The sequence below is a fragment of the Veillonella magna DSM 19857 genome (assembly GCF_000428745.1).
In the GTDB taxonomy this organism is placed as follows: Bacteria; Bacillota; Negativicutes; order Veillonellales; family Veillonellaceae; genus Veillonella_A; species Veillonella_A magna.
This window is the reverse complement of sequence record NZ_AUAN01000008.1, coordinates 13,793-37,933: the sequence shown is the minus strand read 5'-3', so window position 1 is coordinate 37,933 and position 24,141 is coordinate 13,793. Positions and strand designations below refer to the sequence as shown.

25 protein-coding genes are annotated in these 24,141 nt (G+C 44.2%); 3 read left to right on the top strand and 22 right to left on the bottom strand.

Translation table 11 applies throughout. From position 1 onward, the window contains the following. Window positions 1-122 precede the first annotated feature (122 nt). From lysS to ftsL, 11 genes are all read right to left on the bottom strand, one after another. Entirely contained in the window at window positions 123-1,667 is a 1,545-nt protein-coding gene (lysS, locus tag G344_RS0103620; RefSeq protein ID WP_028255006.1) for a lysine--tRNA ligase, read from the bottom strand. A gap of 34 nt (window positions 1,668-1,701) precedes the next feature. Next, window positions 1,702-2,175 carry a transcription elongation factor GreA gene (greA, locus tag G344_RS0103615; protein WP_028255005.1) on the bottom strand — a complete coding sequence of 158 codons (474 nt, stop codon included), beginning with the start codon at window positions 2,173-2,175 and terminating at the stop codon, window positions 1,702-1,704. A 124-nt stretch (window positions 2,176-2,299) separates the two neighbouring features. Further along, the gene (dusB, locus tag G344_RS0103610; protein ID WP_038154880.1) at window positions 2,300-3,295 is read right to left on the bottom strand and encodes a tRNA dihydrouridine synthase DusB; all 996 of its coding nucleotides are present in this window, start codon (window positions 3,293-3,295) and stop codon (window positions 2,300-2,302) included. Then, window positions 3,279-4,046: a type III pantothenate kinase gene (locus tag G344_RS0103605; RefSeq protein WP_028255003.1), complete on the bottom strand. Its 768-nt coding sequence runs from the start codon at window positions 4,044-4,046 to the stop codon at window positions 3,279-3,281. Before G344_RS0103605 ends, dusB begins: the two co-directional genes overlap by 17 nt. Before the next feature lie 21 nt (window positions 4,047-4,067). Beyond that, complete coding sequence (locus G344_RS0103600) at window positions 4,068-5,042, bottom strand: biotin--[acetyl-CoA-carboxylase] ligase (protein ID WP_028255002.1); 975 nt, start codon at window positions 5,040-5,042, stop codon at window positions 4,068-4,070. Between the two features lie 150 nt (window positions 5,043-5,192). After that, complete coding sequence (gene ftsH, locus G344_RS0103595) at window positions 5,193-7,106, bottom strand: ATP-dependent zinc metalloprotease FtsH (protein WP_028255001.1); 1,914 nt, start codon at window positions 7,104-7,106, stop codon at window positions 5,193-5,195. A 141-nt stretch (window positions 7,107-7,247) separates the two neighbouring features. Then, the gene (gene hpt / locus G344_RS0103590) at window positions 7,248-7,784 is read right to left on the bottom strand and encodes a hypoxanthine phosphoribosyltransferase (protein WP_028255000.1); all 537 of its coding nucleotides are present in this window, start codon (window positions 7,782-7,784) and stop codon (window positions 7,248-7,250) included. Beyond that, the gene (gene tilS, locus G344_RS11420) at window positions 7,778-9,175 is read right to left on the bottom strand and encodes a tRNA lysidine(34) synthetase TilS (RefSeq protein WP_051245726.1); all 1,398 of its coding nucleotides are present in this window, start codon (window positions 9,173-9,175) and stop codon (window positions 7,778-7,780) included. Before tilS ends, hpt begins: the two co-directional genes overlap by 7 nt. Further along, window positions 9,168-10,061, bottom strand: coding sequence for a Ppx/GppA phosphatase family protein (locus tag G344_RS0103580; RefSeq protein ID WP_028254999.1), 894 nt, complete (start codon window positions 10,059-10,061; stop codon window positions 9,168-9,170). The genes tilS and G344_RS0103580 overlap by 8 nt, the downstream gene beginning before the upstream one ends. Window positions 10,062-10,138: 77 nt before the next feature. Further along, window positions 10,139-10,627, bottom strand: a complete 489-nt coding sequence (locus G344_RS0103575; RefSeq protein ID WP_028254998.1) for a S1 domain-containing RNA-binding protein — start codon at window positions 10,625-10,627, stop codon at window positions 10,139-10,141. Window positions 10,628-10,734: 107 nt separating this feature from the next. Continuing rightward, window positions 10,735-11,049, bottom strand: coding sequence for a cell division protein FtsL (ftsL, locus tag G344_RS0103570; RefSeq protein ID WP_051245724.1), 315 nt, complete (start codon window positions 11,047-11,049; stop codon window positions 10,735-10,737). Window positions 11,050-11,231: 182 nt separating this feature from the next. Here ftsL and G344_RS0103565 point away from each other — a divergent pair, with 182 nt between their 5' ends. Then, window positions 11,232-12,185 carry an L-lactate dehydrogenase gene (locus G344_RS0103565; protein ID WP_028254996.1) on the top strand — a complete coding sequence of 318 codons (954 nt, stop codon included), beginning with the start codon at window positions 11,232-11,234 and terminating at the stop codon, window positions 12,183-12,185. Window positions 12,186-12,341: 156 nt separating this feature from the next. On the opposite strand, the gene folK is transcribed toward G344_RS0103565, so the two are convergent. From folK to G344_RS0103535, 6 genes are all read right to left on the bottom strand, one after another. After that, the gene (gene folK / locus G344_RS0103560; protein ID WP_028254995.1) at window positions 12,342-12,833 is read right to left on the bottom strand and encodes a 2-amino-4-hydroxy-6-hydroxymethyldihydropteridine diphosphokinase; all 492 of its coding nucleotides are present in this window, start codon (window positions 12,831-12,833) and stop codon (window positions 12,342-12,344) included. An 8-nt stretch (window positions 12,834-12,841) separates the two neighbouring features. Further along, a complete protein-coding gene (gene folB, locus G344_RS0103555; protein ID WP_028254994.1) occupies window positions 12,842-13,204 on the bottom strand; it encodes a dihydroneopterin aldolase in 363 nt (120 codons plus the stop codon). A gap of 1 nt (window position 13,205) precedes the next feature. Continuing rightward, window positions 13,206-14,039 carry a dihydropteroate synthase gene (gene folP, locus G344_RS0103550; protein ID WP_028254993.1) on the bottom strand — a complete coding sequence of 278 codons (834 nt, stop codon included), beginning with the start codon at window positions 14,037-14,039 and terminating at the stop codon, window positions 13,206-13,208. Next, a complete protein-coding gene (gene folE, locus G344_RS0103545) occupies window positions 14,017-14,598 on the bottom strand; it encodes a GTP cyclohydrolase I (protein ID WP_028254992.1) in 582 nt (193 codons plus the stop codon). Before folE ends, folP begins: the two co-directional genes overlap by 23 nt. Window positions 14,599-14,637: 39 nt before the next feature. Beyond that, window positions 14,638-16,194 carry an ABC-F family ATP-binding cassette domain-containing protein gene (locus G344_RS0103540; protein WP_028254991.1) on the bottom strand — a complete coding sequence of 519 codons (1,557 nt, stop codon included), beginning with the start codon at window positions 16,192-16,194 and terminating at the stop codon, window positions 14,638-14,640. 101 nt (window positions 16,195-16,295) lie between these two features. After that, on the bottom strand, window positions 16,296-17,096 hold the full coding sequence (locus G344_RS0103535; protein WP_028254990.1) for a hypothetical protein: 801 nt from the start codon (window positions 17,094-17,096) through the stop codon (window positions 16,296-16,298). 186 nt (window positions 17,097-17,282) lie between these two features. Between G344_RS0103535 and G344_RS0103530 the strand changes: the two genes are divergently transcribed. Further along, window positions 17,283-18,128 (top strand): pyridoxamine kinase, encoded by an 846-nt coding sequence (locus G344_RS0103530; protein ID WP_028254989.1) that lies wholly within the window; start codon window positions 17,283-17,285, stop codon window positions 18,126-18,128. Window positions 18,129-18,240: 112 nt separating this feature from the next. On the opposite strand, the gene nadE is transcribed toward G344_RS0103530, so the two are convergent. The 4 genes from nadE to G344_RS0103510 form a co-directional block, all read right to left on the bottom strand. Beyond that, window positions 18,241-19,011, bottom strand: a complete 771-nt coding sequence (nadE, locus tag G344_RS0103525; protein ID WP_028254988.1) for an NAD(+) synthase — start codon at window positions 19,009-19,011, stop codon at window positions 18,241-18,243. Window positions 19,012-19,026: 15 nt separating this feature from the next. Continuing rightward, window positions 19,027-20,481: a nicotinate phosphoribosyltransferase gene (locus G344_RS0103520; RefSeq protein ID WP_028254987.1), complete on the bottom strand. Its 1,455-nt coding sequence runs from the start codon at window positions 20,479-20,481 to the stop codon at window positions 19,027-19,029. Between the two features lie 184 nt (window positions 20,482-20,665). Further along, a complete protein-coding gene (locus tag G344_RS0103515; RefSeq protein ID WP_028254986.1) occupies window positions 20,666-21,259 on the bottom strand; it encodes an HDIG domain-containing metalloprotein in 594 nt (197 codons plus the stop codon). 209 nt (window positions 21,260-21,468) lie between these two features. After that, window positions 21,469-21,906, bottom strand: a complete 438-nt coding sequence (locus G344_RS0103510) for a MarR family winged helix-turn-helix transcriptional regulator (RefSeq protein WP_028254985.1) — start codon at window positions 21,904-21,906, stop codon at window positions 21,469-21,471. Between the two features lie 398 nt (window positions 21,907-22,304). Between G344_RS0103510 and G344_RS0103505 the strand changes: the two genes are divergently transcribed. Then, window positions 22,305-22,823 carry a DUF805 domain-containing protein gene (locus G344_RS0103505; protein WP_028254984.1) on the top strand — a complete coding sequence of 173 codons (519 nt, stop codon included), beginning with the start codon at window positions 22,305-22,307 and terminating at the stop codon, window positions 22,821-22,823. 99 nt (window positions 22,824-22,922) lie between these two features. Here the strand turns inward: G344_RS0103505 and G344_RS0103500 are convergent, their stop codons facing one another. Next, complete coding sequence (locus G344_RS0103500) at window positions 22,923-24,107, bottom strand: hypothetical protein (RefSeq protein ID WP_028254983.1); 1,185 nt, start codon at window positions 24,105-24,107, stop codon at window positions 22,923-22,925. Window positions 24,108-24,141 lie beyond the last annotated feature (34 nt).

The following is a 24,141-nucleotide window of genomic DNA, read 5'->3' as shown; positions in this document are numbered from 1 at the left end:
AGCTGCCGTGTAGCTATCTACATAGCCTTTTATTTATTTACACCTTATCATACCACAGTTATCAATTTTTTTCTACAAAAAGAGCCGCCGTGCCAACTAACACGACAGCTCCCTATTGTTACTTATTCTTTTTCGTTTGTTTCTGCGTCTTCGGTAGTTTCCGTCGATGCATCCGTTTCCGGTTTCATCAACGGGAAGAGCAATACATCACGGATCGATGCCGAATCGGTAAGGAACATAACGAGACGATCAATACCGATACCGAGACCGGCTGTTGGCGGCAAGCCATATTCCAAAGCAGCTACGAAGTCTTCGTCCATACGATGTGCTTCATCATCGCCGGCTTCGCGTTCCTTCAACTGATTTTCAAAACGTTGTTTCTGATCGATCGGGTCATTCAATTCCGAATAGCCATTAGCTAACTCGCGACCATAAATGAATGCTTCAAAGCGTTCCGTTGTTAACGGCTTTTCGCGATTCTGTTTAGCCAACGGGGAAATTTCCAGCGGATGACCATATACGATAGTCGGCTGAATCAAGTTTTCTTCTACATAATCTTCGAAGCAAAGATTAATAATTTTGCCGATACCGTCATTCGGTGTGTATTCTACATTCAAGCGATCCGCAATGGCTCTCGCCTGTTCAATGGTTTCTACAGCATCAAAATCTTCACCGGTATATTTCTTAATGCCTTCCTGCATCGTAATGCGATTCCATGGCGGCGTTAAATCGATTTCCGTACCCTGATAATTAATCGTTGTAGTACCTAATACTTCTTTAGCACAATACGCTACGATATTTTCCGTCAACGCAATGGCATCTTCAAAGTTACCATACGCCTGGTACGATTCCATCATAGTGAATTCAGGGTTATGACGATTATCAATACCTTCGTTACGGAAGGAACGGTTAATTTCATAAACGCGTTCCAAACCACCTACGATAAGGCGTTTCAAATATAATTCCGGAGAGATACGCATATAGATGTCAATATCCAAAGCATTGTGATGCGTAATAAACGGACGAGCCGCTGCACCACCCGGAATAGCATGCATCATCGGCGTTTCTACTTCCATGAATTTATGACTGTTCAAATATTCGCGAATCTTAGCCACAATTTTCGTACGTTTTACAAATGTATCGCGTACATCCGGGTTCACGATAAGGTCAACATAACGCTGACGATAACGCAATTCGGTATCTTTGAGACCATGCCACTTTTCCGGTAACGGACGGAGAGATTTAGAAAGGAGTGTTAATTTTTCTACCTTAACCGTGATTTCTCCCATATGAGTGCGGAAGACATGACCTTCAATACCGACAATATCCCCCATATCAAGCATCTTCACATGCTTGTATTCGTCTTCGCCAAGAATGTCCTTGCGGAAATATACCTGGATATCTCCGGATAAATCGCGGATGTTAGCGAATGCCGTTTTACCATGCGAACGAATCGTCATAAGACGACCGGCTACGGTAACCGGCTGATCTTCAAAATCGCGGAAATTATCCTTAATATCCTTTGCATGCTGCTGTACAACAAAGCGCTGACCGAACGGATAAATACCGTCTTCTTCATACTGTGCCAGCTTGTTGCGGCGAATCAACATCTGATCGTTTAAATCCTTAAGCTGCTCCTGAGCAGAAGCTTGTTTAGTATCGCTCATTACAGTGCCTCCTCGTCTGTGTCTCACCAACTGATTAGCTGATTTCCAATACTTCAAAGATAACCGGACCATCCGGCGTGCTTACTTCTACTTCATCACCTTTTTTGCTACCGATGATAGCACTGCCGACCGGAGATTCGTTAGAAATACGGCTGTTAAACGGATCGGCTTCGGAGGAACCGACAATTACATATTCAACTTCTTCATTGTATGCCTTATCGAGCAAGCGTACCTTACTACCTACCTGCACTGTATTACGGCGTGTAGTTTCATCAATAATCTTAGCCGTATTAATTTTATTTTCCAAGTCAATGATATGACCTTCGATAAAGGCTTGTTCATTTTTAGCATCATCGTATTCGGAGTTTTCGCTGATATCACCTAAAGCGATAGCTGCCTTCAAACGTTCGGCTACTTCCATACGACGAACGGATTTAAAATGTTCCAATTCCTGCTTAAGCTTTTCTAAGCCTTCAGCAGTTAACAGTGTTTCTTTAACTTCTGCCATGGTACTTCTCCTTTAATTTATCCGGTTATAAAGAAAAAGTGTCAATACCATGACACCTTTGCTCTATAATCACATATTTTCATGTAATTTGCAGGTAATATTATACCGTCTTTGTCTTTGACTGTCAATTTTTCGTTATATCCCGACGATATTCGCCAATAGCCGTTTCAAAGCTTTCTGCGGTATGCACCATATTAATGCGATTGCGCCACTTCGCTGCTTCCGGCAGACCTTTTATATACCAACCTGCATGTGTTCTGATTTCACGAGCCGCCAAGCTTTCACCTTTATAGTGGCACAGAAGATGGAAATGGCGTAGCAACATAGTCAGTTTCTCATCAGCCGACGGCTCCTGTATGATTTCACCGGTTGCTAAATAATGATTAATGCGATTAAAAATCCATGGATTTCCCTGCGCACCGCGTCCTACCAGTACCGCATCACAACCGGTTTCTTCCAGCATAGCCTTCGCGGAAAGAGGATCGACCACATCGCCGTTCCCTAGCACCGGAACCGACACAGCTTCCTTCACCGCCTTAATATAACTCCAATCCGCACTGCCGCTATACATTTGCTCGCGGGTGCGCCCATGCACAGCAATAGCCGCAACTCCCACCGATTCCATGCGCTTAGCCATATCAACGACATTTTTATGTGCCTCATCCCATCCCAGTCTCAATTTAACCGTAACGGGAATCGTTACCGCCTTTACCGCACTCTCTGCTACGCGCACGGCCAAATCAGGTGTCTTCATTAACGCCGATCCGTCGCCGGATGAAACAATTTTTTTTACCGGACAGCCCATATTGATATCTACAATATCTGCACCGGCTCGTTCCACAGTCTTTGCCGCCAACCCGATGGCTTGCGGATCAGAACCAAAAATCTGCATCGATACCGGATGCTCCGCGGCTTCCATAAACAACAAATCCTTCGTATGTTCATTCTCATACTTAATGCCCATGGCACTTACCATTTCCGTGCACACTAACGCAGCCCCATATTCCTTTGCCAGTAGTCGATATGCTATATCACTGACTCCGGCCATAGGTGCCAATACAGCACGCCCGGTAATGGCAACATCGCCGATATACCAAGTATCATTATTTATTTTTTTCATAGAGTAATCGTAATCCCTCCAGAGTTAACATCGGTTCAATATGATCAATTACATTTGTTTCCGCATTAATTAAATGCGCCAAGCCACCGGTAGCGATGACTTTTACCCCTTCAGGCAACTCCGCTTTCATGCGGGCTACGATACCCTCTACTTGACCTACATAACCGAAAAGTACCCCGGATTGCATCGAACTTACCGTGGTTCGGCAAATCACCTGCCCCGGATTTCTTACCTCAATACGCGGCAATTTAGCGGCTCGTTGAAATAATGCTTCCGCGGAAATTTGAATTCCCGGTGCGATAGCGCCTCCGATATAATCGCCGTTTTCCAAGATCGCACAATACGTGGTAGCCGTACCAAAGTCGATAACGATTAACGGCCCACCATATTTTTCGTAAGCTGCTACTGCATTGACAATACGGTCTGCCCCTACTTCTCGCGGGTTATCGTATTTAATAGCCATACCGGTTTTAGTTCCCGGACCGACAATAATCGGAGCCACATTAAAATAGCGTAGGCAAACACGTTCCAGGGTAGGCATCATGGGCGGTACAACCGAAGAAATAATGATTGAATCAATATCGCTTACATTTACCTTGCGATCATGGAAGAATAAGTTCATGATAAGCACGCCGTATTCATCCGTCGTGCGCACTCTATCCGTAGAGATTCGCCAATGACCAATTAACTTCTTCTTATCATACACACCTAATACAATATTCGTATTGCCTACATCAATCACCAGTAGCATACTTGCCCTCCTAAATTACTCTTATACCGGTCGAATCGACACATCGCCGGCTACTACGCGTTCAACTTGGCCATTATCTGCACGTTCTACAATTAAGTTTCCGTCCCGATCTAAATCAACAGCGTGGCCAATATAATCTTCTCCCGGTGCTTTTACCGTTACATCCTTATTAAGGGTAATACTATATAGTTTCCATTCCTCTAATGTGCTGTCAAAGCCTTCGGTGCATACCTTTTTATACTGCGTTTCCAAACAGCGCAATATCACATCTAACGCATGCCGTCTATCTACCTGCACACCTTCCACTGCAAAAGATGTGCCTATCGATTGTAACTCTTCCGGGAAATCCTTTAATTGTGAACTTATATTAATACCTATGCCCATCACGATATAATCGATGGCTTCCATGGAACCACTCATTTCCGTCAGGATTCCTACCAGCTTACGTCCATGAACCATAATATCATTCGGCCATTTAATCCCTGCCGTCGTCAGTCCCAATTCACGAAAAGCCTTGATCAAGGCCACTGCTGCCATCAATGTGCACTTTGGTGCTTCAATAGGCGGAAAGGTTGGGCGTAACACAACGCTAAACCACAGCCCCTTTGCGTATGGCGAAAACCAACCGCGATTCAAACGTCCCCGTCCGGCTACCTGTTCCTCGGTAATAACCACGGTTCCCTCCGGAGTTCCTTCCTCCGCCAACCGACGTGCTTCCCGATTCGTAGACTCTGTCCGTTCAATATATTCATAGGTTCGTCCAAACGTTTCAGTAGTTAATATATCTTCCATTTCCAGAGGACTCACCAAGTCCGGTTCTTCCAATAAACGATACCCACGCTTAGTAAAGGACTCTATTTTATACCCCTTGCTACGCAACACCTCGATATGCTTCCACACCGCTGTACGCGACACTTGACAAGCCTCGGACATACTCTGTCCCGACGTAAAGCTGCCCTTGTTTTTCCGCAAGAATTCTAAAATCTCATCCCTCATGGTATCTTAGTCCTCCTTCATTAGCACCAAAGTTTACATTACGATTGTACAGGTCGCGTCGTTAAAAAGCAAGTGCGAAAGCATAAAAAAGGAAGGCCTTTTATAGCCTTCCTTTTTAGTATTAACTCTATTCAACACTATGCCAACGCATTATGCCTTGGGTTCGTCATTCGTAGCAGACGGTTCCGCCGGAATGGAATCCGGCACAATGATACCGGCCGCTTCCAATGCTGATTTTGTTTCGTCCTTGCTTTCTTCTTCCGGTGCATGGACAGAACCGTACTTATAAAGATTTTCAATCTGTTTGTGATCAATGGTTTCTTCTTCCAGCAACGCATTGGCCATATTATGCAAGAAATCGATGTTTTCAGCGAGCATCTGCATAACATCATTATAGGCATCGGCAACAATAGCATGCATTTCTGCATCTATCTTTTCGGCTACCGCTTCGCCATAGTTGCGTTCATGACCCAAGCTACGTCCGAGGAATACTTGTTCCTGATGTTCGCCGAAAACCATCGGTCCGAGCTCATCACTCATGCCGAGACGGGTAATCATATGGCGAACAATATTTGTTACTTGCTGCAAATCACCGGAGGCTCCGCTACTGATTTCCTTCAATACCAAGGCCTCTGCACAGCGACCGCCCAACGCTACACGAATTCGCGCTAACAACTGCGACTTCGTCATGTAGTTTTGTTCTTCCGTCGGCAACATCATGGTATAGCCGCCGGCACGACCGCGCGGAATAATCGTTACCTTATGTACCGGATCTGCATCAGGCAACAAATGCGCCACAATAGCATGACCCGATTCGTGGTACGCCGTCAAACGACGTTCTTTTTCGCTTACAATATGACTGCGACGTTCCGGACCATAACTTACCTTTTCACTGGCTTCTTCCAGATCGTCCATCGTCACTGTTTTCTTGTTCTGGCGTGCTGCCAATAAGGCTGCTTCATTAAGCAAGTTGCTTAAATCGGCTCCCGTAAAGCCCGGTGTTTTCTTCGCAATTACCTTCAAGTCCACATCATCGGCTAACGGTTTATTACGTGCATGCACCTTCAAAATCGCTTCTCGTCCGCGTAAGTCCGGTTTATCTACGGTGACCTGACGGTCAAAGCGTCCCGGACGGAGCAATGCCGGATCAAGAATATCCGGTCGGTTAGTAGCCGCAATCGTAATAATTCCTTCGTTAGCACCAAAACCATCCATTTCTACGAGCAACTGATTCAACGTTTGTTCACGTTCATCATGTCCCCCGCCAAGGCCAGCACCACGTTGACGCCCTACCGCATCAATTTCGTCGATAAAGATAATGCAAGGCGCATTCTTCTTTGCTTGATTAAACAAATCACGTACACGCGAAGCACCTACACCGACAAACATTTCTACGAAGTCAGACCCACTGATACTAAAAAACGGTACGCCTGCTTCACCGGCTACGGCACGGGCCAATAAGGTTTTACCGGTACCCGGAGGTCCAAAAAGCAAAACCCCTTTAGGAATTTTCGCTCCGATAGCATTAAACTTACCGGGATTGCGCAAAAATTCAACAACTTCTTCCAACTCTTGTTTTGCTTCATCTGCACCGGCTACGTCTTTAAAGGTAACATTTACCTTGCCTTCACCCTGCATCTTGGCGCGACTCTTGCCAAAGTTCATTACGCGTCCGCCCCCACCTTGGGTTTGCTGCATAATGAAGAACCATACCCCGATTAACAATATAATCGGTAATATGGAAGTGAGCATGCTCATCCACCACGCCGGCTGTTCCGGCGGTTTTGCCGTTACTTCCACACCATTCTGCACCAATTGCGGAATCAGATTAGCATCCGTCGGCGCATACGTAGTGAAATCCGGTCCATTCTTAATCTTACCTACAATCGCATGGTTATCCGTTATCGTTACACTTTCAACCTTCTTTTGCGAGACCTGTTGCAGGAAGCTGGTATAACTCATTTCCGACTTCGCTGTATTAGAGCCTGAGAAAGAATCAATAACCGTTACTGCCGCTACGATAATAAGCAAGTATAGCAACATGTTCTTTACAAATCGACTCAATCTATTACCCCTTTCAATATTCTTATTACTGTTATTTCATTATCTAAGTGTACGAATATACACCTAGATAATATAGTATCACATTTTTATCTTGCACACAATATATCTTCGCCCATTACAGTCATCTCGGTCTACACGCGCTTATTGATATACTTCTTCTTTCAAGACACCGACATAAGGTAACTGGCGATATTTTTCATCATAGTCAAGACCGTAGCCTACTACAAAGTAGTCCGGAATTACAAACCCTTGGTAATCCACGTGTACATCTACTTTACGGCGATCCGGTTTATTAAGCAATGCTGCCAAGCGCACGCTCTTCGCATTACGTGATTTTAAATTCTTAAGTAAGTAATGCAACGTTGTTCCCGTATCAACGATATCTTCTACGACAACAACATTCTTTCCTTCCACCGGTCGATCCAAATCTTTCAAAATTCGGACAACACCGCTGCTAACCGTACTGCTTCCATAGCTGGAGCAAGAAATAAAATCAAGCGTTACATTGCCTGTTATATGGCGTGCTAAATCGGAGAAAAACATAACGGCTCCTTTCAAGACACATACCAATACAACATCCTCACCACGGTAATCTTCCGAAATTTGCTTTCCTAATTCCGCTACGCGTTGTTTTAATTCTTCTTCAGAAATCAATACTTCTTTCACTACGTCTAACATGATTCTACCTCCTTGAAGGCGCCTATAATATAGGTCGCTTCACTTTCGCTCCGTATACAAACGGGCCTATCTGCCGTAGCCGGGCCAAATACAGTATTACTATCCTTAGCCGCCAAGAACATAATCGTATCACGCTCTTGCCGTGGAATTTTTCTGTCAATGCACCAGTCCTTTAATTTCTTCCGACCTCTGCATTGACCGGTAGCATCCACTATATAAATACGATCACCGGCTCGGCGCGTTCTCACTTCTACGCCGTCCAGAGCCATTACTGCCGGCACCATAAATAATGTATTGGTCCGGCAATGCTCCATTAAGGCAGCACCATTCCCCGTAACGCATTCTACGGTCTCAATACACACAGTACGATGCAACTTCGTTTGTGCATCTTTTGCGTGATTGGCAATAAGTCGTTCGACTTGTATTATATCATATTGTACGCTAACCTTCACCTGACCCACGGAAAATTGTTTATCCCCGCCGTTATGTGCCATGCGCTCCACTATCTCCGCGTGTGCTGCTGAAGGTATCTGCGATGCAATCATCCAAAACCAACGGCGCCACAAACGATAACGAACCGCAGCCGATTCTTTAAGAAACGCTTGTCGATTCACCTGAATACCATTTTCCACTACCCGTTCCAGCTTAGTTGCACGCCGCGCTACCTCAGCCCTTAGAAAATCTTCATCCATGGCTGCGGCTTCGCCTAGTCTCACCAATGCCTCTGTTACAGCCGGATTTATTTGTTTGAGCATCGGTATGATCTCCAATCTCAAACGATTTCTGGCATACATGGGTAATTCATTGGTTTTATCATGGGCAACCGTCAGTTGTTTATCAGCCACATAAGTCGCGATTTCTTTCTTTGTCACACCTAAGAAAGGACGCCACAATTCTCCGTCCAATACCTTCATTCCCTGCAAGCCTTTAGTGCCGCTGCCACGCAGGATATGCGCCAAAATACTTTCCGCTTGATCATCACGATGATGTGCCGTCGCTATATATGTGTACCCATGAATGTGTGCTGTCTCATAAAGAAATGCATAGCGTCGTTCACGACTTACCGTTTCAATGGATTGTCCACTTGCTTTTGCTGCCTCTTTTGCATCAAAACGCATCGTATAGCAGGGTATATGTAAATGATCGGCATGTGCCTGCACCAGTGCTACTTCCTCTACACTTTCCGGACGCAACGAATGATCGACGACAGCTACCGCCAAGCGACCTCGACCGCTGGATTCACTGGCTTGCCACCATGCCAGCCAATACAGTAATGCCACCGAATCAGGTCCTCCCGAGCAAGCCACCAAAATGTCCGCTTGCGGATTCAACCGGCCATGCCGCTTCACATAGGCTGCTACCCGTTTCTCGAAAGCGGCTCTTTCAGACATGTTTGTTCGCCACCAATTCTGCTTGCATTCCTTCCATGCCGTCGCGATCGCTGACGACTAAATAACCAATGTCGTAAGCATCCATGAACGATGTAACAATCTCTGCACCGGCTACGATAATATCCGCACGTCCCGCCGGTAATCCGGGAACATGGCTTCGCTCTTCTGCTGTCATATACCGTAGCTCCATAACCATGCCTTCGATTGCTTCTCGCGTAAGACGATGCCCTTGTACCTTCATCGGGTTGTATGCATTTAACTTTAGATGAATCGCTGCCAAGGTCGTAATCGTACCGCCAATTCCAATATATTCTCCAAAAGGGCCGGCAATAGGCATAGGGTCCCACAGGAAGCGTGTTTCTTCCCACACAGCTTGAGGTCCTTCCTCAGCTATTGCTTGTAGGCGCACTGCCCCCACCGGATACGACCGCCGCCAATACACCTCATGAATATCACCTAACGCAAGTTCTGTACTACCGCCGCCAACATCAATCAAAGCGTAATGTTTTTCATCCCCTAAATAGTCACCGACGGCTCCACGAAAACCATAATAGGCTTCCTCTTCGCCGGTTAAAATTCGACCTTCCATGGGACATACCTTTACGGCATCTTTCATAAAGTCTTCTCCGTTCGGCGCTTCACGAACAGCACTTGTTGCCAATCCGCTAACCTTCTCAGCACCATATGCCTGTACCGCTTCCTTGATGTCCCGCAAAGCGTCCAAGCCTTTTTGTATTGCTTCTTCCGTAAGATAACCGTTGGCATCGCGTTTCCCTAATCGCGTTGTCCACAATCGTTTTGGTTCATTATGCCACTGTCCATCAATATATGTTCCCAATAATAAGCGAAATGAATTTGACCCAAGATCGATAATCGCTGCTTTCATAATAACTCCTTTCCACACACTGTTATGTGCTGTAGATGAAAAAAGATGATGCGAGCTGTTCGCATCATCTTTAAGATTTAATCTCTGCGACCGCCTCGACCGCCGCGTTTTGATTCTGTATTACGTTTTAAATCTGTTAACCGTTCTTCGCTGTCCTTAAGAAAACGGCTCATTTTATCTTCAAACGATAAATTGCTATGTGCTTTTCGCTCAAAGGATCCTCTGTGATGACCTTCAAAGCTTCCCTTACCGCCATCCCCATTACGACGACCGTGGAATTCCTTATGCTCTTTGAATTCACGCTTACCCGAACGTTCTGCCTTTTCCGGCTTCGGCTGCGTTTGTTTAATTGATAAACTAACCTTGCCCTTTTCGTCTACGCCGAGAACCTTAACCTTTACTTTATCCTGTTCTTTAAGGAAATCATGAATATCTTCTACATATTCATTGGCAACTTCCGAAATATGAACTAATCCTGTTTGCTTGTTACCTAAATCTACAAACGCACCAAATTTTGTAATACCCGTTACCGTGCCTTCAAGAACACTACCGACTTCAATGGCCATGCTAAACGATGCCCTCCCAAATTAGTTAAAATTACGTATGTGTCATATATACTTATACACATACGATAATTATAAGGGGGCGCGAAAAACCTTGTCAATATGTCAATTTATTTTATATAGGGTACCTCACCGGGACGTACTAAGCCCAATTCGTCACGAGCCACGCTTTCAATATATTTAGGATCGCTCAGCTTTGCCTTCTCCGCTTCCAACTCCTTGTTGCGTTGCTGCAATTGCTCTAGCTGTTGCTGTACATGTTGTTGCTCTTGATAAATCTGCATCATTTCATACCCTTGTACAATAAGGATACAAAAAAAGATAACAGCTACAATAACTGCGCCTACCGTCGTGTAACGTATAACCTGTCGTTGCTTTCTGCGACTTTGGGCGCCTGGTGCCGTGATTCGTTTTTTTTGTGCCATGCCGGCCACCTCACTCCGTTAAATGTCAGTCTCATTATAGCATAGAAATCCTACCTTCAATAGTATATAATGAGTGTATTATTAGTGCGCAACCATACATGTTGTGCGTACAGATTCAACAGTCCCCTATAGGATAGCTTAAAGCAGTTATCTTACTCATTATCATAACCAAGGAGGTATATATGTCTGTTCAAACACGAAAAGTAGCTATTATAGGAACCGGCCATGTAGGTTCTCACGTAGCCTTTGCACTTGCTACACAAGGTGAGGTTGATGAACTCTACATGTCGGATATTGATAAAGAAAAAGCGCTGTCGCAAGCCACCGATGTAAACGATGCCGTCAGTTATCTGCCGCACCACGTAGAAGCCAAAGCCTGTGATATCGAAGACATCGGTACATGTGATATTCTCGTAATCTCTGCCGGACCATTGCCCGATCCCAATAAGGATAGACTGGAATCCCTTGGCGATACAGTAGCTATTCTGAAAGATGTCCTTCCGCGAGTAAAAGCATCCGGCTTCAACGGATGTATTCTCAGCATTTCTAATCCGGCTGATGTCGTAGCTGCTTATATACAACGTGTACTTAATTATCCAAAGCATAAAATTATCTCTTCCGGTACTGCCTTGGATTCGGCTCGACTTCAACGCTTATTATCCGAAACGTTGCAAGTAAATCGTCGTTCGCTCACTGCATTCGCTATGGGAGAGCATGGTGGCAGTGCTATGGTTCCATGGTCACATGTGACTGTAGGCGGTAAGCCTTTAATCGATTTACAGACCAGTATGCCGGAACGCTTTCCTTCTTTTGATCACGATGCTATGACTGAAGCTATGAAATATGGCGGTTACCTGGTTCTCAAAGGAAAGGGCTCTACCGAATTCGGCATTGCTTCTTCAGCGGTAGAAATCATACGCGCTATTTTTCATAATGAGCACAAAATTCTACCCGTGTCCTGTCTATTGGACGGTGAGTACGGACAGCACAATGTCTTCGCATCTGTACCGGCAATGCTGGGCAAAGACGGGGTAGAACTCATTGTAGAGTTAAACTTAACTGCTGATGAACAGGAGCGCTTTGCTGCTTCTTGTAATCGTATTCGCGAATACTTAGCCAAAGCTGATACGTTCTAATTTCTAAGTGATGCATGCTCTTTTTCATAACACAGCTATTATCGGATAGCATCCGACAATAGCTGTTATCCCCATACTGCTTTATTTATTCTTGTCACTGACTACCAAAAAGGACTGTAATGAAATGATATTTACACCGTTTCATTACAGTCCTTTTCAGTTATCTGTTTTTAATTGTCTAATGCGCTCATATATATTCACGCCGTTATATGCTAGTTGAGGATACAACTCTGACAAAGGCTCCAACACAAAAAGCCGATCCCAAAAATACGGGTGTGGCACTTGAAGTGTATCGGTATGCCACGTAAGTGGTGTTGAGACCTGCAAGAGTTCCTCCATCTTCTCCGCCCAAACAATGTCGAGATCCAAAGTGCGCGGCCCCCAATGAATTTCACGAGTACGACCGGCCTCTTGTTCTAATGTATGTAAATAATCCAACATGACCTCCGGTTGTAAGGAAGTGCTTACCTTAATGACACCATTTAAAAAGCGCTCTTGATGTACATTCCCCCATGGTGGAGTATCATACCACGACGATCTGTGAACACGATATATATCCGGATGCCGAGCCAGCCCCGTTACTGCTGCTTGTAAGTAGCCGTAGCGATCACCTATATTTGATCCTACACCAATATAATATGTATACATATGCTACCTCAAATCTGACCTCGTGTAATCGTCACTTCCACATAATCCAACATACCACTAATAGGCACAGAAGGCTTGCGTACGGTAACTGCCAAGCCTACAATACCTTTATTAGAATTCCACAACTCGTCAGCAATGAGAGATCCTACTCGTTCCAGTAATTTACACGGCGTTTCCGTCATAATGCGTTCTACTGTATCGTAGATATCTACATAATTGATAGAATCCTCCAGCTGATCCGTCTGTCCCGGCTTTGTCAAATCAGCCAACACCGTAACATCTACAAAAAAGCGTTGTCCTTGTGTTGTCTCGGAAGGCAAGTTACCATGATACGCGTAAAATCCCATATTTTTAAGAACTATTTTATCCATACTACTCACCTCGCAGTAATACATCTGCTACGGTTAAGGCCTTTTTATGCATATCCACATTGTGAACCCGCACCATATCCACGCCTTGAATAATCCCCGTAATACATGCGGCTACCGTACCTTCATCACGTTGATCCGCAGGTATATCATTCAATATGGTGCCAATAAATCGCTTGCGACTGGGTGCCAACAAGACGGGATATTCATAGGCTGTAATTTCTCCGAGTCTTTGCAGGACCTCAATATTTTGTGCGCCAGTTTTACCGAAACCAATCCCCGGATCGAGCCAAATATTTTGTGGCTTAATGCCTTCCTTCAGGGCAATATCTACAGACGCAAAAAAGAATGCCTTCATATCCTCGATAATGTCTCCGTAATTAGTGTCATTCTGATTATGCATGATAATGACCGGTACATTGTATTGTGCTGCCACTGCAGCCATATCTCGATCGTAACGAAGCCCCCAAATATCGTTCAGAATATGAGCTCCTTTACTCAAGGCATATTCCGCAGATTTGGCCCGATACGTATCTATCGATACCGGTACCGTCGAAACAGCTAATACCGGTTCTAAGATAGCCTTCATCCGTTCTATTTCTTCGTCTACGGAAATTTGTGTATGTCCCGGTCTGGTAGATTCTACACCTACGTCGATGACATCAGCCCCCTGTGCAATCATCTCTTTAGCATGCGCCACGGCCGCTTCCGTGGTATTATACCGACCACCATCGGAAAAAGAATCCGGCGTCCCATTAAGAATCCCCATGATAAGGGTGCTATCATCCAGCTGTAATTGTTTTCCGTCACTCCACTTATAACTCCGGCGTTTGAACATAGTCTGAACCTCCCAATATGGCCAGCGCTTCTTCACGCAAGGCTCCTGTTTTACTCAGTATACCGCGACTTTCCAATGTCGTCACCTTAGTGCCCGGCTGCAATTCGCCTTTCATCAGCATACACAGCTGTGTACCGGTTACCCGTACCATAACTCCGTCCGCCAATAAATCCCGTTCAATGGAATCCGCAATTTCTCTGGTCAATCGTTCCTGCAACTGCGGTCTGCGCGCATATAAGTCTACGATATCACCAATTTTACTCAGTCCCGCTACGCAACCTTCATGAGGCTGATAAATCACATCAGCTACACCGAAAAAGGGCATTAAGTGATGCTCACATACCGAATAATAAGGTATATTGGTAACCGCTATCAAGCCTTTATATTCCGTGGAAAAAATCTCCCCCCATACAGCTCTACTGGACCCCATTCGTCCGCGAAACAACTCTTCGAACAAGGCCACCACTCGTTCCGGCGTTTTCTCCATGCCTTCTGCAGTTAAATCTATACCCAAGCCTTCCAAGAACATAGTCATACCCTCTACGGCCTGACGATTCATAGCTAGGACCTCCTACATCATTCCTTCAGCTGCACAACACTATACTATTTTTGTCGTCCAGTCCTCAACATTCCAAATATCCGTCACCCATGATTCATAAAACTCCGGTTCGTGGCTGACTATAATAACCGTTCCTTTAAATGCCTGTAAAGCTGCCTTTAATTCTTCCTTGGCATCCACATCTAAATGATTCGTCGGTTCATCTAATACCAATACATTATATGATTCCTGCATCAGCTTACATAATCGTACTTTTGCATTTTCGCCGCCGGATAACACACGCATTTGACTTGTAATATGCTCGTTTGTCAATCCACATCGTGCTAATGCAGCGCGTACCTCCGCATTAGTCATCGCCGGATAAGCATCCCAGATGTATTCCAATGCTGTTCTGGTATTCTGTGCCGTATCTTCTTGAGCAAAATAACCAATTTGTAAAAATTCGCCTCGCTCAATCGTGCCCTCTATTGACGGTTGCATACCAAGCAATGTTTTTAAGAGCGTTGTCTTCCCCAGACCGTTTACACCGCGAATAGCTAGCTTTTGCCCTCGCTCGATAACTACGTCCACAGGTCGTGTCAACGGTTCGTCATAGCCTAACACCAATCCTGTCGCCTCAATAATATAACGACTCGGTGTACGCCCTTCTTTAAATCCAAAGGATGGTTTAATATGTGTTTTCGGCTTACTCAGAAGTTCCATCTTCTCCAACCGCTTAGCTCTGGAATTAGCCATCCCTCGCGTAGCAACGCGCGCTTTATTCCGGGCAATAAAGTCCTCCATGCGCTCGATTTCCTGTTGTTGTCTTTCATAGGCTTTAATGGCTTGTTGCCGCTGTACTTCGTAGGCAGCTAAAAACTGATCATAGTTGCCTGTATAGCGAGTTAATACGGCCTGTTCAATATGGTAAATTACATTCACCACCGCATTTAAAAATTCCATATCATGCGAAATGAGAATAAATGCATTTTCATAATTCTGCAAATATGTTTGTAACCATTGAATATGTTCCGCATCAAGATAATTGGTCGGTTCATCCAATAATAAAATCGTCGGCTGTTCTAAGAGCAATTTCGTTAACAATACCTTGGTGCGCTGTCCGCCGCTTAGCTCCGTAACATCGCGATCGAGTCCGATATCTACAAGGCCCAGCCCTTGCGCCGTCTTTTCGATGGTAGCATCGATCTCATAAAAGCCTCGTTGCTCCAATAGTTCTTGCCATTCACCGGTCTGTTCCAGCAATTCGTTCATCCGCACTTCATCGCAGTCTGTCATTTCATTGTAAGCAGCTTGCATCTGCTCTTCTATTGCGAACAGCTCTTTAAAGGCATCGCGCAATACATCGCGAATCGTTTGCCCTGCCGTAAGCACACTGTGCTGATCCAGATAACCTACGGTTACCTTATTCGACCAGGTTACAGTTCCTTCATCCGGCATTAGCTTACCCGTAATAATATTTAAAAAGCTCGACTTGCCCTCGCCATTGGCACCTATCAAGCCTACATGCTCTCCCTTTAACAAGCGGAACGATGCATCATCTAAAATTTGACGAGCCCCGAATCCGTGGGTCACGTGAGAAACAGTTAATACGCTCATTCTTACTCTCCAAACACAGTATAGGTATTTGAAAAGCCGCCTTCAACAAGACGGCTTTTCTTCAATTTATTCTCTTATTTTACCTTTATTTCCACGGTATGTCAAAAAGCTCCGTTTTTCGGCATAATCAACAATGTATTGGCAATGCCCCTAAAAGTAATGCACCTGCCTATAGGAAGAGAGAAATAATTGTCCGATCCTGCGCCTGTGACATAACAAATTATCGGCTCCGTATCATCATGTCGGTGGGCCTTCTCTAATCCGAAAAGTAACTTCTCGGTAAGAAGTGCCCACAAGTCCTCTTCGTCGCCTGCCTCTTCTTCACCTATTGAACCATCTACACAAACGGTAGCATAAGGCAGTATCACACCGGATACCCATTTTCCCATGGATCCGGAAGTGACTGTCTCTACCCATCGATTGGTATGAGCCCAATCACCGTAAAAATCTATTGGCAAAATCATAACCGCCTGCCGTTCACTCTCTATAAACTCGCGCCATTGATACTCCAGGCCATCTAATGTCCCCACCACCAGGCGCCCACCTTCATGCAATGCCGATATATAACCATGCGGCGGTGCCGGTAATGGTTCAAGAGCACGTACCCGGTCAAAACATACTTGCTGTAATTGCCATTGCGCCATTGGATATGTCTCCAATGTCGCCACATCGGTAAGTATTACCTCTCTATGATAATGATATTGTACATACATTCCTACATCAACTAGCGAAGTGTCAACCAATAACAAACCTTCTTTCACCATGTGTAATTCATTATACAAAGCTTCGGCCCACAGCCCGATATGCTCCGGTGAAATTGTTTGATCCGTCAAAAAAATCCAATGGTCACCTATTCTTTTTCGATGCAAACGTATGGTGGCTTGTTTATTATGATTTCTCACTGCTTCATCCTCTTTACTGCTTACTCTGTCCTATGTATTTTATTGTTTCTGTATATTTACGCCCATCCACTTTATCAGTACAATACGAACCATACCGGTTAATACCTTGTATAAATTTCAAATTTTCACAAGGTCCTTCGCGATATTTTTACATTATTATATATTTGTTATACAGGATGTGGTAGTATGAATCAATCTCCGGTACCTAATTTACTAACGATACAAGACATGAGCTCGGTAGGTCGTTGCTCCCTAACGGTAATGCTTCCTATTGCGGCCGCTTTAGGTTGCCAAGCAATCCCCTTGCCGACAGCCGTCTTATGTAATCACTTAGAGTACCCACGCTATGAACTGGTAGACTTTACGGATTCCATGACACCGTTTATGAATTGCTGGCAAGCCAATGGCATCACCTTTGACGGAATACAAAGCGGCTTCCTTGCCTCGCCTGAGCAAATTCATCTGGTCATCGATGCCATCGATCGCTTTGCTACACCGTCAATGCCGATTATTGTAGACCCCGCTATGGCAGACCACGGTCGACTGTACAGCGTATACACCTCAACTATGGTGGAAGAAATGAGAACCCTGATTAGTCGTGCTACGATTATAAAGCCTAATTTTACGGAAGCCTCGTTCCTTCTTGATCGACCGTATAGCACGGATGTTTTATCGCAAGAAGCCGTAGCCGACTATTGCCGTGCTTTACACGCTATGGGGCCGCGCTATATTATTCTGTCCAGCGTTCCCGCCGAAAGCGATGCCTTGGTGGCCGTGTATGATGGTAAGCTCGATTTGCTTCGCTTTGTTCGTACGCCTTTACTACCGGTAACACCGCACGGCTCGGGTGATATTTTTACAGCTGTTCTCAGCGGTGCCATTCTGAAAGGTGCCGACGTATATGATGCGGCCCGCTTAGCCTCCGTCTTCACCACCGACGCATTACGCTATACCGTTGATTCCATCGGTTCTCTTCGCGATGGCCTTCTATTTGAGCCTTTACTCCATCGTTTGACAAATCAACAATGGTAGGAATAAACGATAAGACCCTTACAGCCGGGTACCTCCCGGATGCAAGGGTCTTTTACTATGTATTAGTTACAACTTCATTTCTATATATCGACAGCTATATGCGTTATATGTATTACCGTTCCTGTGTCTGTAGTTCATAGGCCGGCATTAATTGTAACTTGTGAAGATTCATCCTATGCAACCGATCAATGCGCTCCTTCGTAGCCGTACTTTCACATTCACCGGTCAGTATATAGTGATCAAGCTCAGCATAGGTAAATCCTAATTTATCCTCATCGGACAATCCACTTAAACCATCGGAAGGGCATTTGTATACTAAGTCATGCGGCACTCCCAATACTTCGCCCAACTGCCGTACTTCATGGACCAACAACTGTTGAAGAGGGCTGAAGTCACCGGCTGCATCACCGTATTTAGTGGAATAACCAACATAATCCTCCGATGCATTGCAGGTATTTACTACTCTTGCTCCACCGGGAAGCGATTGTGCTACCGCATATAATGTAGCCATCCTAATTCTAGCGGGCAAGTTAATTTTACTATCGTCGGAAATACCATTGCTCAGTACATCATAGCCCTCTGCCGTTGCAACAGCATGCAGCAAACTATTGACTGCCTCTGCTATATTTACTGTTACAGTGCGAATTCCCAAATGACGAGCTATTTGTTTAGCATCCTCAATATCCTTTTGTACTCCGTTGGGCATTAATACACCAATAACACATTCACAGCCTAACGCTGCTACACATAACGCAGCCGTCACCGATGAATCCTTACCGCCGGATAAACCAATAACAACCTTTGTCGACTCTCCGGCTGCTGCCATATAGGTACGAATCCATTCACATAACGAAGCCGCTGTCTTTTTTGCATCCCGTAACATTGTAACTCCTACCTCTCAGTGCTTATCCATGGCATCCAATAAATCCATCTTCATCTCATAATAGGCCGGACTCATATCCAAATAATGTACATGCGGATTTGAGAAGCGTTGTTCTTCCGGCCAAATCTCAAAGTCCAACTGATGCGTGACATAATCGCGTATTTCATCTAAGGTAGGCAACGTACCTACACGCTTACCATCACGGATAACCGGTACTTGCAATTCTCTTGCCGTGCAATTTTCATAATACATCGTCTTCCAAGGCTTCCGCGGATCCACATAGCGATACGGGGACTTGACATTAGGCGGTGCTTCCGTCGCCAACGTAATCAAATCGGCAATCGCATTCCCCGCTTCATTATAAATGCGATATAATTTCTTTTTCCCCGGATTCGTAATTTTTTCTACGCTTTCCGATACCTTAATGCGCGGTTCGCAAACGCCGTTCTTTATGACACCGGCAATTTTATATACACCGCCAAACACGGGATCCGATTTTGCCGTAATCAATCGTTCACCGACACCAAATGCGTCAATCTGTCCGCCTTGGCGCAGAATCGATCCGATAGTATATTCATCAAGGCTGTTGGAGGCTACGATAATGCAATCCGTCAAACCGGCTTCATCTAACATTAACCGCACCTTTTGCGACAAGTACGCTAAATCACCGGAATCTAGGCGCACTCCTTTTAGGCGCTTGCCCATCGGTTCCAATACTTCTTTTGCCGCTTGAATCGCATTTGGAACACCGGACCTAACCACATCATACGTATCTACCAACAACACGGCATTATCCGGATATATACGGCAAAACTGAGCAAACGCTTCATATTCGCTGTCATAATACATTACCCAGCTATGGGCCATCGTTCCACTAACGGGAATATTAAACATTTTTCCCGCCAGAACGGTAGCTGTATTGGCCGCCCCTCCAATGTACGCTGCCCTTGCGCCATACACGGCTGCATCGACATTATGTGCCCGCCGAGCACCAAAATCGGAGACGCTGCGCCCCTTGGCAGCCCGTACTATACGACGTGCCTTAGTAGCAATCAATGATTGATGATTAATTTCTGTTAATATTGCTGTTTCTACTAACTGTGCATCAATAAGAGGGGCCGTAATCGTCAACAACGGTTCATGAGGATACACGATGGTTCCTTCCGGCACCGCATCAACAGATCCCGTAAAGCGATAGTTTTTTAAATACGTTAAAAACGCTTCACTGTATAATCCAAGCGAGCGCAGATACTCCATTTCTTCCTCATCAAAATGAAGATTTTCTATGTATTCAACCACCTGTTCCAACCCGGCAAATACGGCAAAGCCTCCCTTATCGGGATTTTTTCTGTAAAATACATCGAATACTACTTGCTCTGAACAATCGCGATCTGCATAATAGCCATTCGCCATAGTCAGTTCATATAAATCCATGCACATGGATATATTTCTTTGACTGCACTGAGGCATGTCCGCACCTCCTTAAAATGCCGCATGTACACACTATACGGTTTATTCTATTATAATAGGATTCAAGAAAATGAGCCATATATTTCTATGCAATCAGCCACTTAATGAACAAAATTCATCAAGTGGCTGTCATACATAAGCACACCGGTCTTACGGGACTCTCGTCTCTGTCTCATCCGGTGCATTAACCTATATGCTGTTCACACTCCTTGGTAATACGGTCTTCACTGGCCTGCATTGCTTGCAGTGTCTTTATCAATAACTCATCAAGCTCCCAACCGAGCATCTCCGCACCACGCTTAATTACATCGCGCGAACAACCGGCAGCAAATTTTTTATCCTTAAATTTTTTCTTCAGACTTTTTAATTCCATGTCCTTCGTCGATTTTGAAGGGCGCATCAAAGCAGCGGCACCGATAAGCCCTGTTAATTCATCGGCTCCGTATAACACCTTTTCCATGAGATCCTTCGGTTCCCAATCATTGTGAAGTTCATAGGCATGACTGCAAATAGAATAAATCATATCTTCTTCTACACCGGCGGCCTGTAATAATTCTATAGCCTTTACGCAGTGTTCCTCCGGGTACATTTCAAAGTCGATATCATGAAGCAAGCCTACCATCCCCCAATAGTCTACTTCATCGGCACGTCCCAATTCTTCAGCAAACCAACGCATCACTGCTTCCACTGTCAAACCGTGTTGAATATGAAAGGGCTCTTTATTATATTGTTTTAAAGCATCTATAGCCGCTTCTCTAGTAATCGTACAAGTTCTCATGGGACTTTCCTCTCTTTCTTTTATACATAACTTTTCTTGCCATTGTATCACACACCAATCGTACTTTCAAGGTAGACACCTAGACACTTACCCGACATAATAAAGTACTTACTAAAGAAATCGATTAAAATACCACTACCGTAAAAAGGGGGCTGTAACCGAAATACGAGTAAAAAACTCAATTTCGTTACAGCCCCTTATCCTATTAATTATTGTTGTCTAGATTCATATTTTTTTAACAAATCCAACAAGCGTGCCTTATCATTGGCACTCCATGAAGACATCGCCTCTATAACAAACTGGCGACTACTGGGCAAAGCTTCTTCGATAACTGCTTGTCCTAACGGCGTAGTCAGGTGAAGCATAGAGCGACGTCGATCCTTTTCATCCGTATACCGTTCTATATATCCTCTTTTTTCTAAATTTCGAATAATAAGGGGAATCGTTCCGGTAGTACTGAAAATTTTGCGTTGCACTTCACCTACCGTCAAATCACCTTTTACATATAACGCTTCTAATACACCGTACTGACCTATTGTTAAGCCGTACTTCGCCAATACGCGAGCCAGCTGACGATCAATATCATTGAGTACTCTATTTAAGCCAATGAGCAGCTGCAACTCTACCGGTTTTTCTGCTTGATTCATACATATTACCTCCATACACAACTCTCACAATGATTGCCTGTGTTCATCAGTGCCACCGACAGTATACGGCAATGGTCACTTGCCCCTCGCAATCAATACAACACGGGACTTACGCCCTCTCTCCTTATCCCAATCCCAACCACCTGTTACGTGCTGCTATCGCACACGACCAGATTGCACCCTCCCGACAAGTACAATCTTTCCGTAATGAACTCCACTAAAAAAACTCGATAGTTATCGTTAATTCTTCAGGTTATACTTATGAGATTGTTTAATTATAACATATATACTCATGTAATTCACTTGCCTTTATCACCAAAATTTAAAATTTTATATGCGTTCATTTTCATGCTATAATAAGGAACAAAGTTTAATGAAAAGGAAGCGTACTCATACTCATGGACGTGTTATTTATCATCGGTCAAACCTTTATCTTGGGCATTATCGCTCTGTTCATCATAAAATGGGGACATGCTCATTCCGTAACTATTTTACGTCTGCGCGGACGCCTTAATCGCTTGCAGTTTGTATTGGGATTGTTCGCACTTTATGCGTTATTGATTTTATTCTCCATATTCACCAAATCGCTAATGGAGAGCGTTGTCATTCTTCCCGCTTATTGGGGCGTACGGCTTTTGATATATGCCGGTCATATTCTTCTGTTACCCTTTTTTTATGTCCTGTACGTACGACGTTTACACGATTTATCCCTACCGGGATTGCCCGGCATTCTTTGGAGCGTCTTTATTATTTTTACCCATTCCTATTTTTCCGTAAAAGCCACCATGATTCTTTTTAGCGTCATTATGATCTTAGTTAATTTACTACTCGCTTGTATTCCTGGATCATCACGACCTAATAAGTATGGCCCGCCTGCTATATGGCCTCGCAAAGCGCGTCGTGTTACTACGCCGTAATGTCTATCTAACAAAAGGCGATATTGCTCTCATAACCTAGAGAAGCAATATCGCCCTTTATTTTTTTCTTTTTCTATGTTTATTATCTAAGCCTTCTTATCAATGGATGAGTAACATCCACTCTAATAATGTACAGCCAATATACGCAATAATAAATTTAACCTTTTGCTTGCGATCACGATCTTCATCGGCAATCTTCAGGCGTTGTGCCAAGAATCGCTTATCTCGAATTTGCAACAGCAAATCCCTTATACGCTCTTGTCCTTTCGCATCCATTTCATGACCGTCATTTAACAGCGCCGCTTGTTGGATAAAAATTCGTCGGTGCAGCTTACGCATTTGAATTTTTATATTATTATGAACAAACGCACTTTGCCACTTCTTCCGATTATCAAAATACATATAAATGTATCGTGGAATATTCATAACTATAAAACTAATCATCAATATCCCCAAGGAAATCAAGAAATAGGTCGAAAATGAAAATTCAATGGTCTCTGTCGGCAAATAATGATGAAGTATGACAAAACTAATCCATACGCCGATAGGCAAAAGCAATGCCGCTGCCATATCAATAGAACGCACCCAACTTGTTTTAACCGGAATATCTTTCATGCTGTAGGTTTCTACCGGTTCATGGAATGCATAGTATTCCAACTGTAATACGGACTGTTGCGTCTTAGCATTCGTCAGCAAAATGGGACCTTCACTATTCGCCGGTCGTTCCGGGAAAGGTATTAATCGACGAATCTCACTGTCCGGAGATAAATCAAAACGAATGATTCCTTTCTTTTCAAAACGGAATCCTGAGCCGTCATTACCTATGATAAAGGGATTAAAAAATGTTCCCAACAGGCTCAAGCTCCAATTACCTAATAAATGAACGATTGTATTTAATACAAAGCCGCCCATATCTACATCAGCCATATTTAATTTAACTTCAAAACCTGAAGAATAATCATCAAACCACAAATCTTCAATGGTAAATTCCGCGTTAATCACATTGCCTAAGGTTGTGATAATACCTAAGTACACTTTATTATTCGGTTCAAATTCAAAAGTAACAGAATGAAATAACCAGTGATTTCGTAAGCGCGCCCGAAGAATTCGATTAATGACATCCTCTTCGATTGTAATCGTGCCGTGATCATATAAACATTTAGGATTCACCAAATCACCATTCGGTATCGAGTCGGCCACATTATGATGCGGTGCTTCCTTACCGGACGGTTTGTTGGTAACTCCTTCGGCCAGTTCTAACAATCGTGTGACTATTGTATTCATAGACACCCCCTATGGGTGAAATTACCTGATTAAC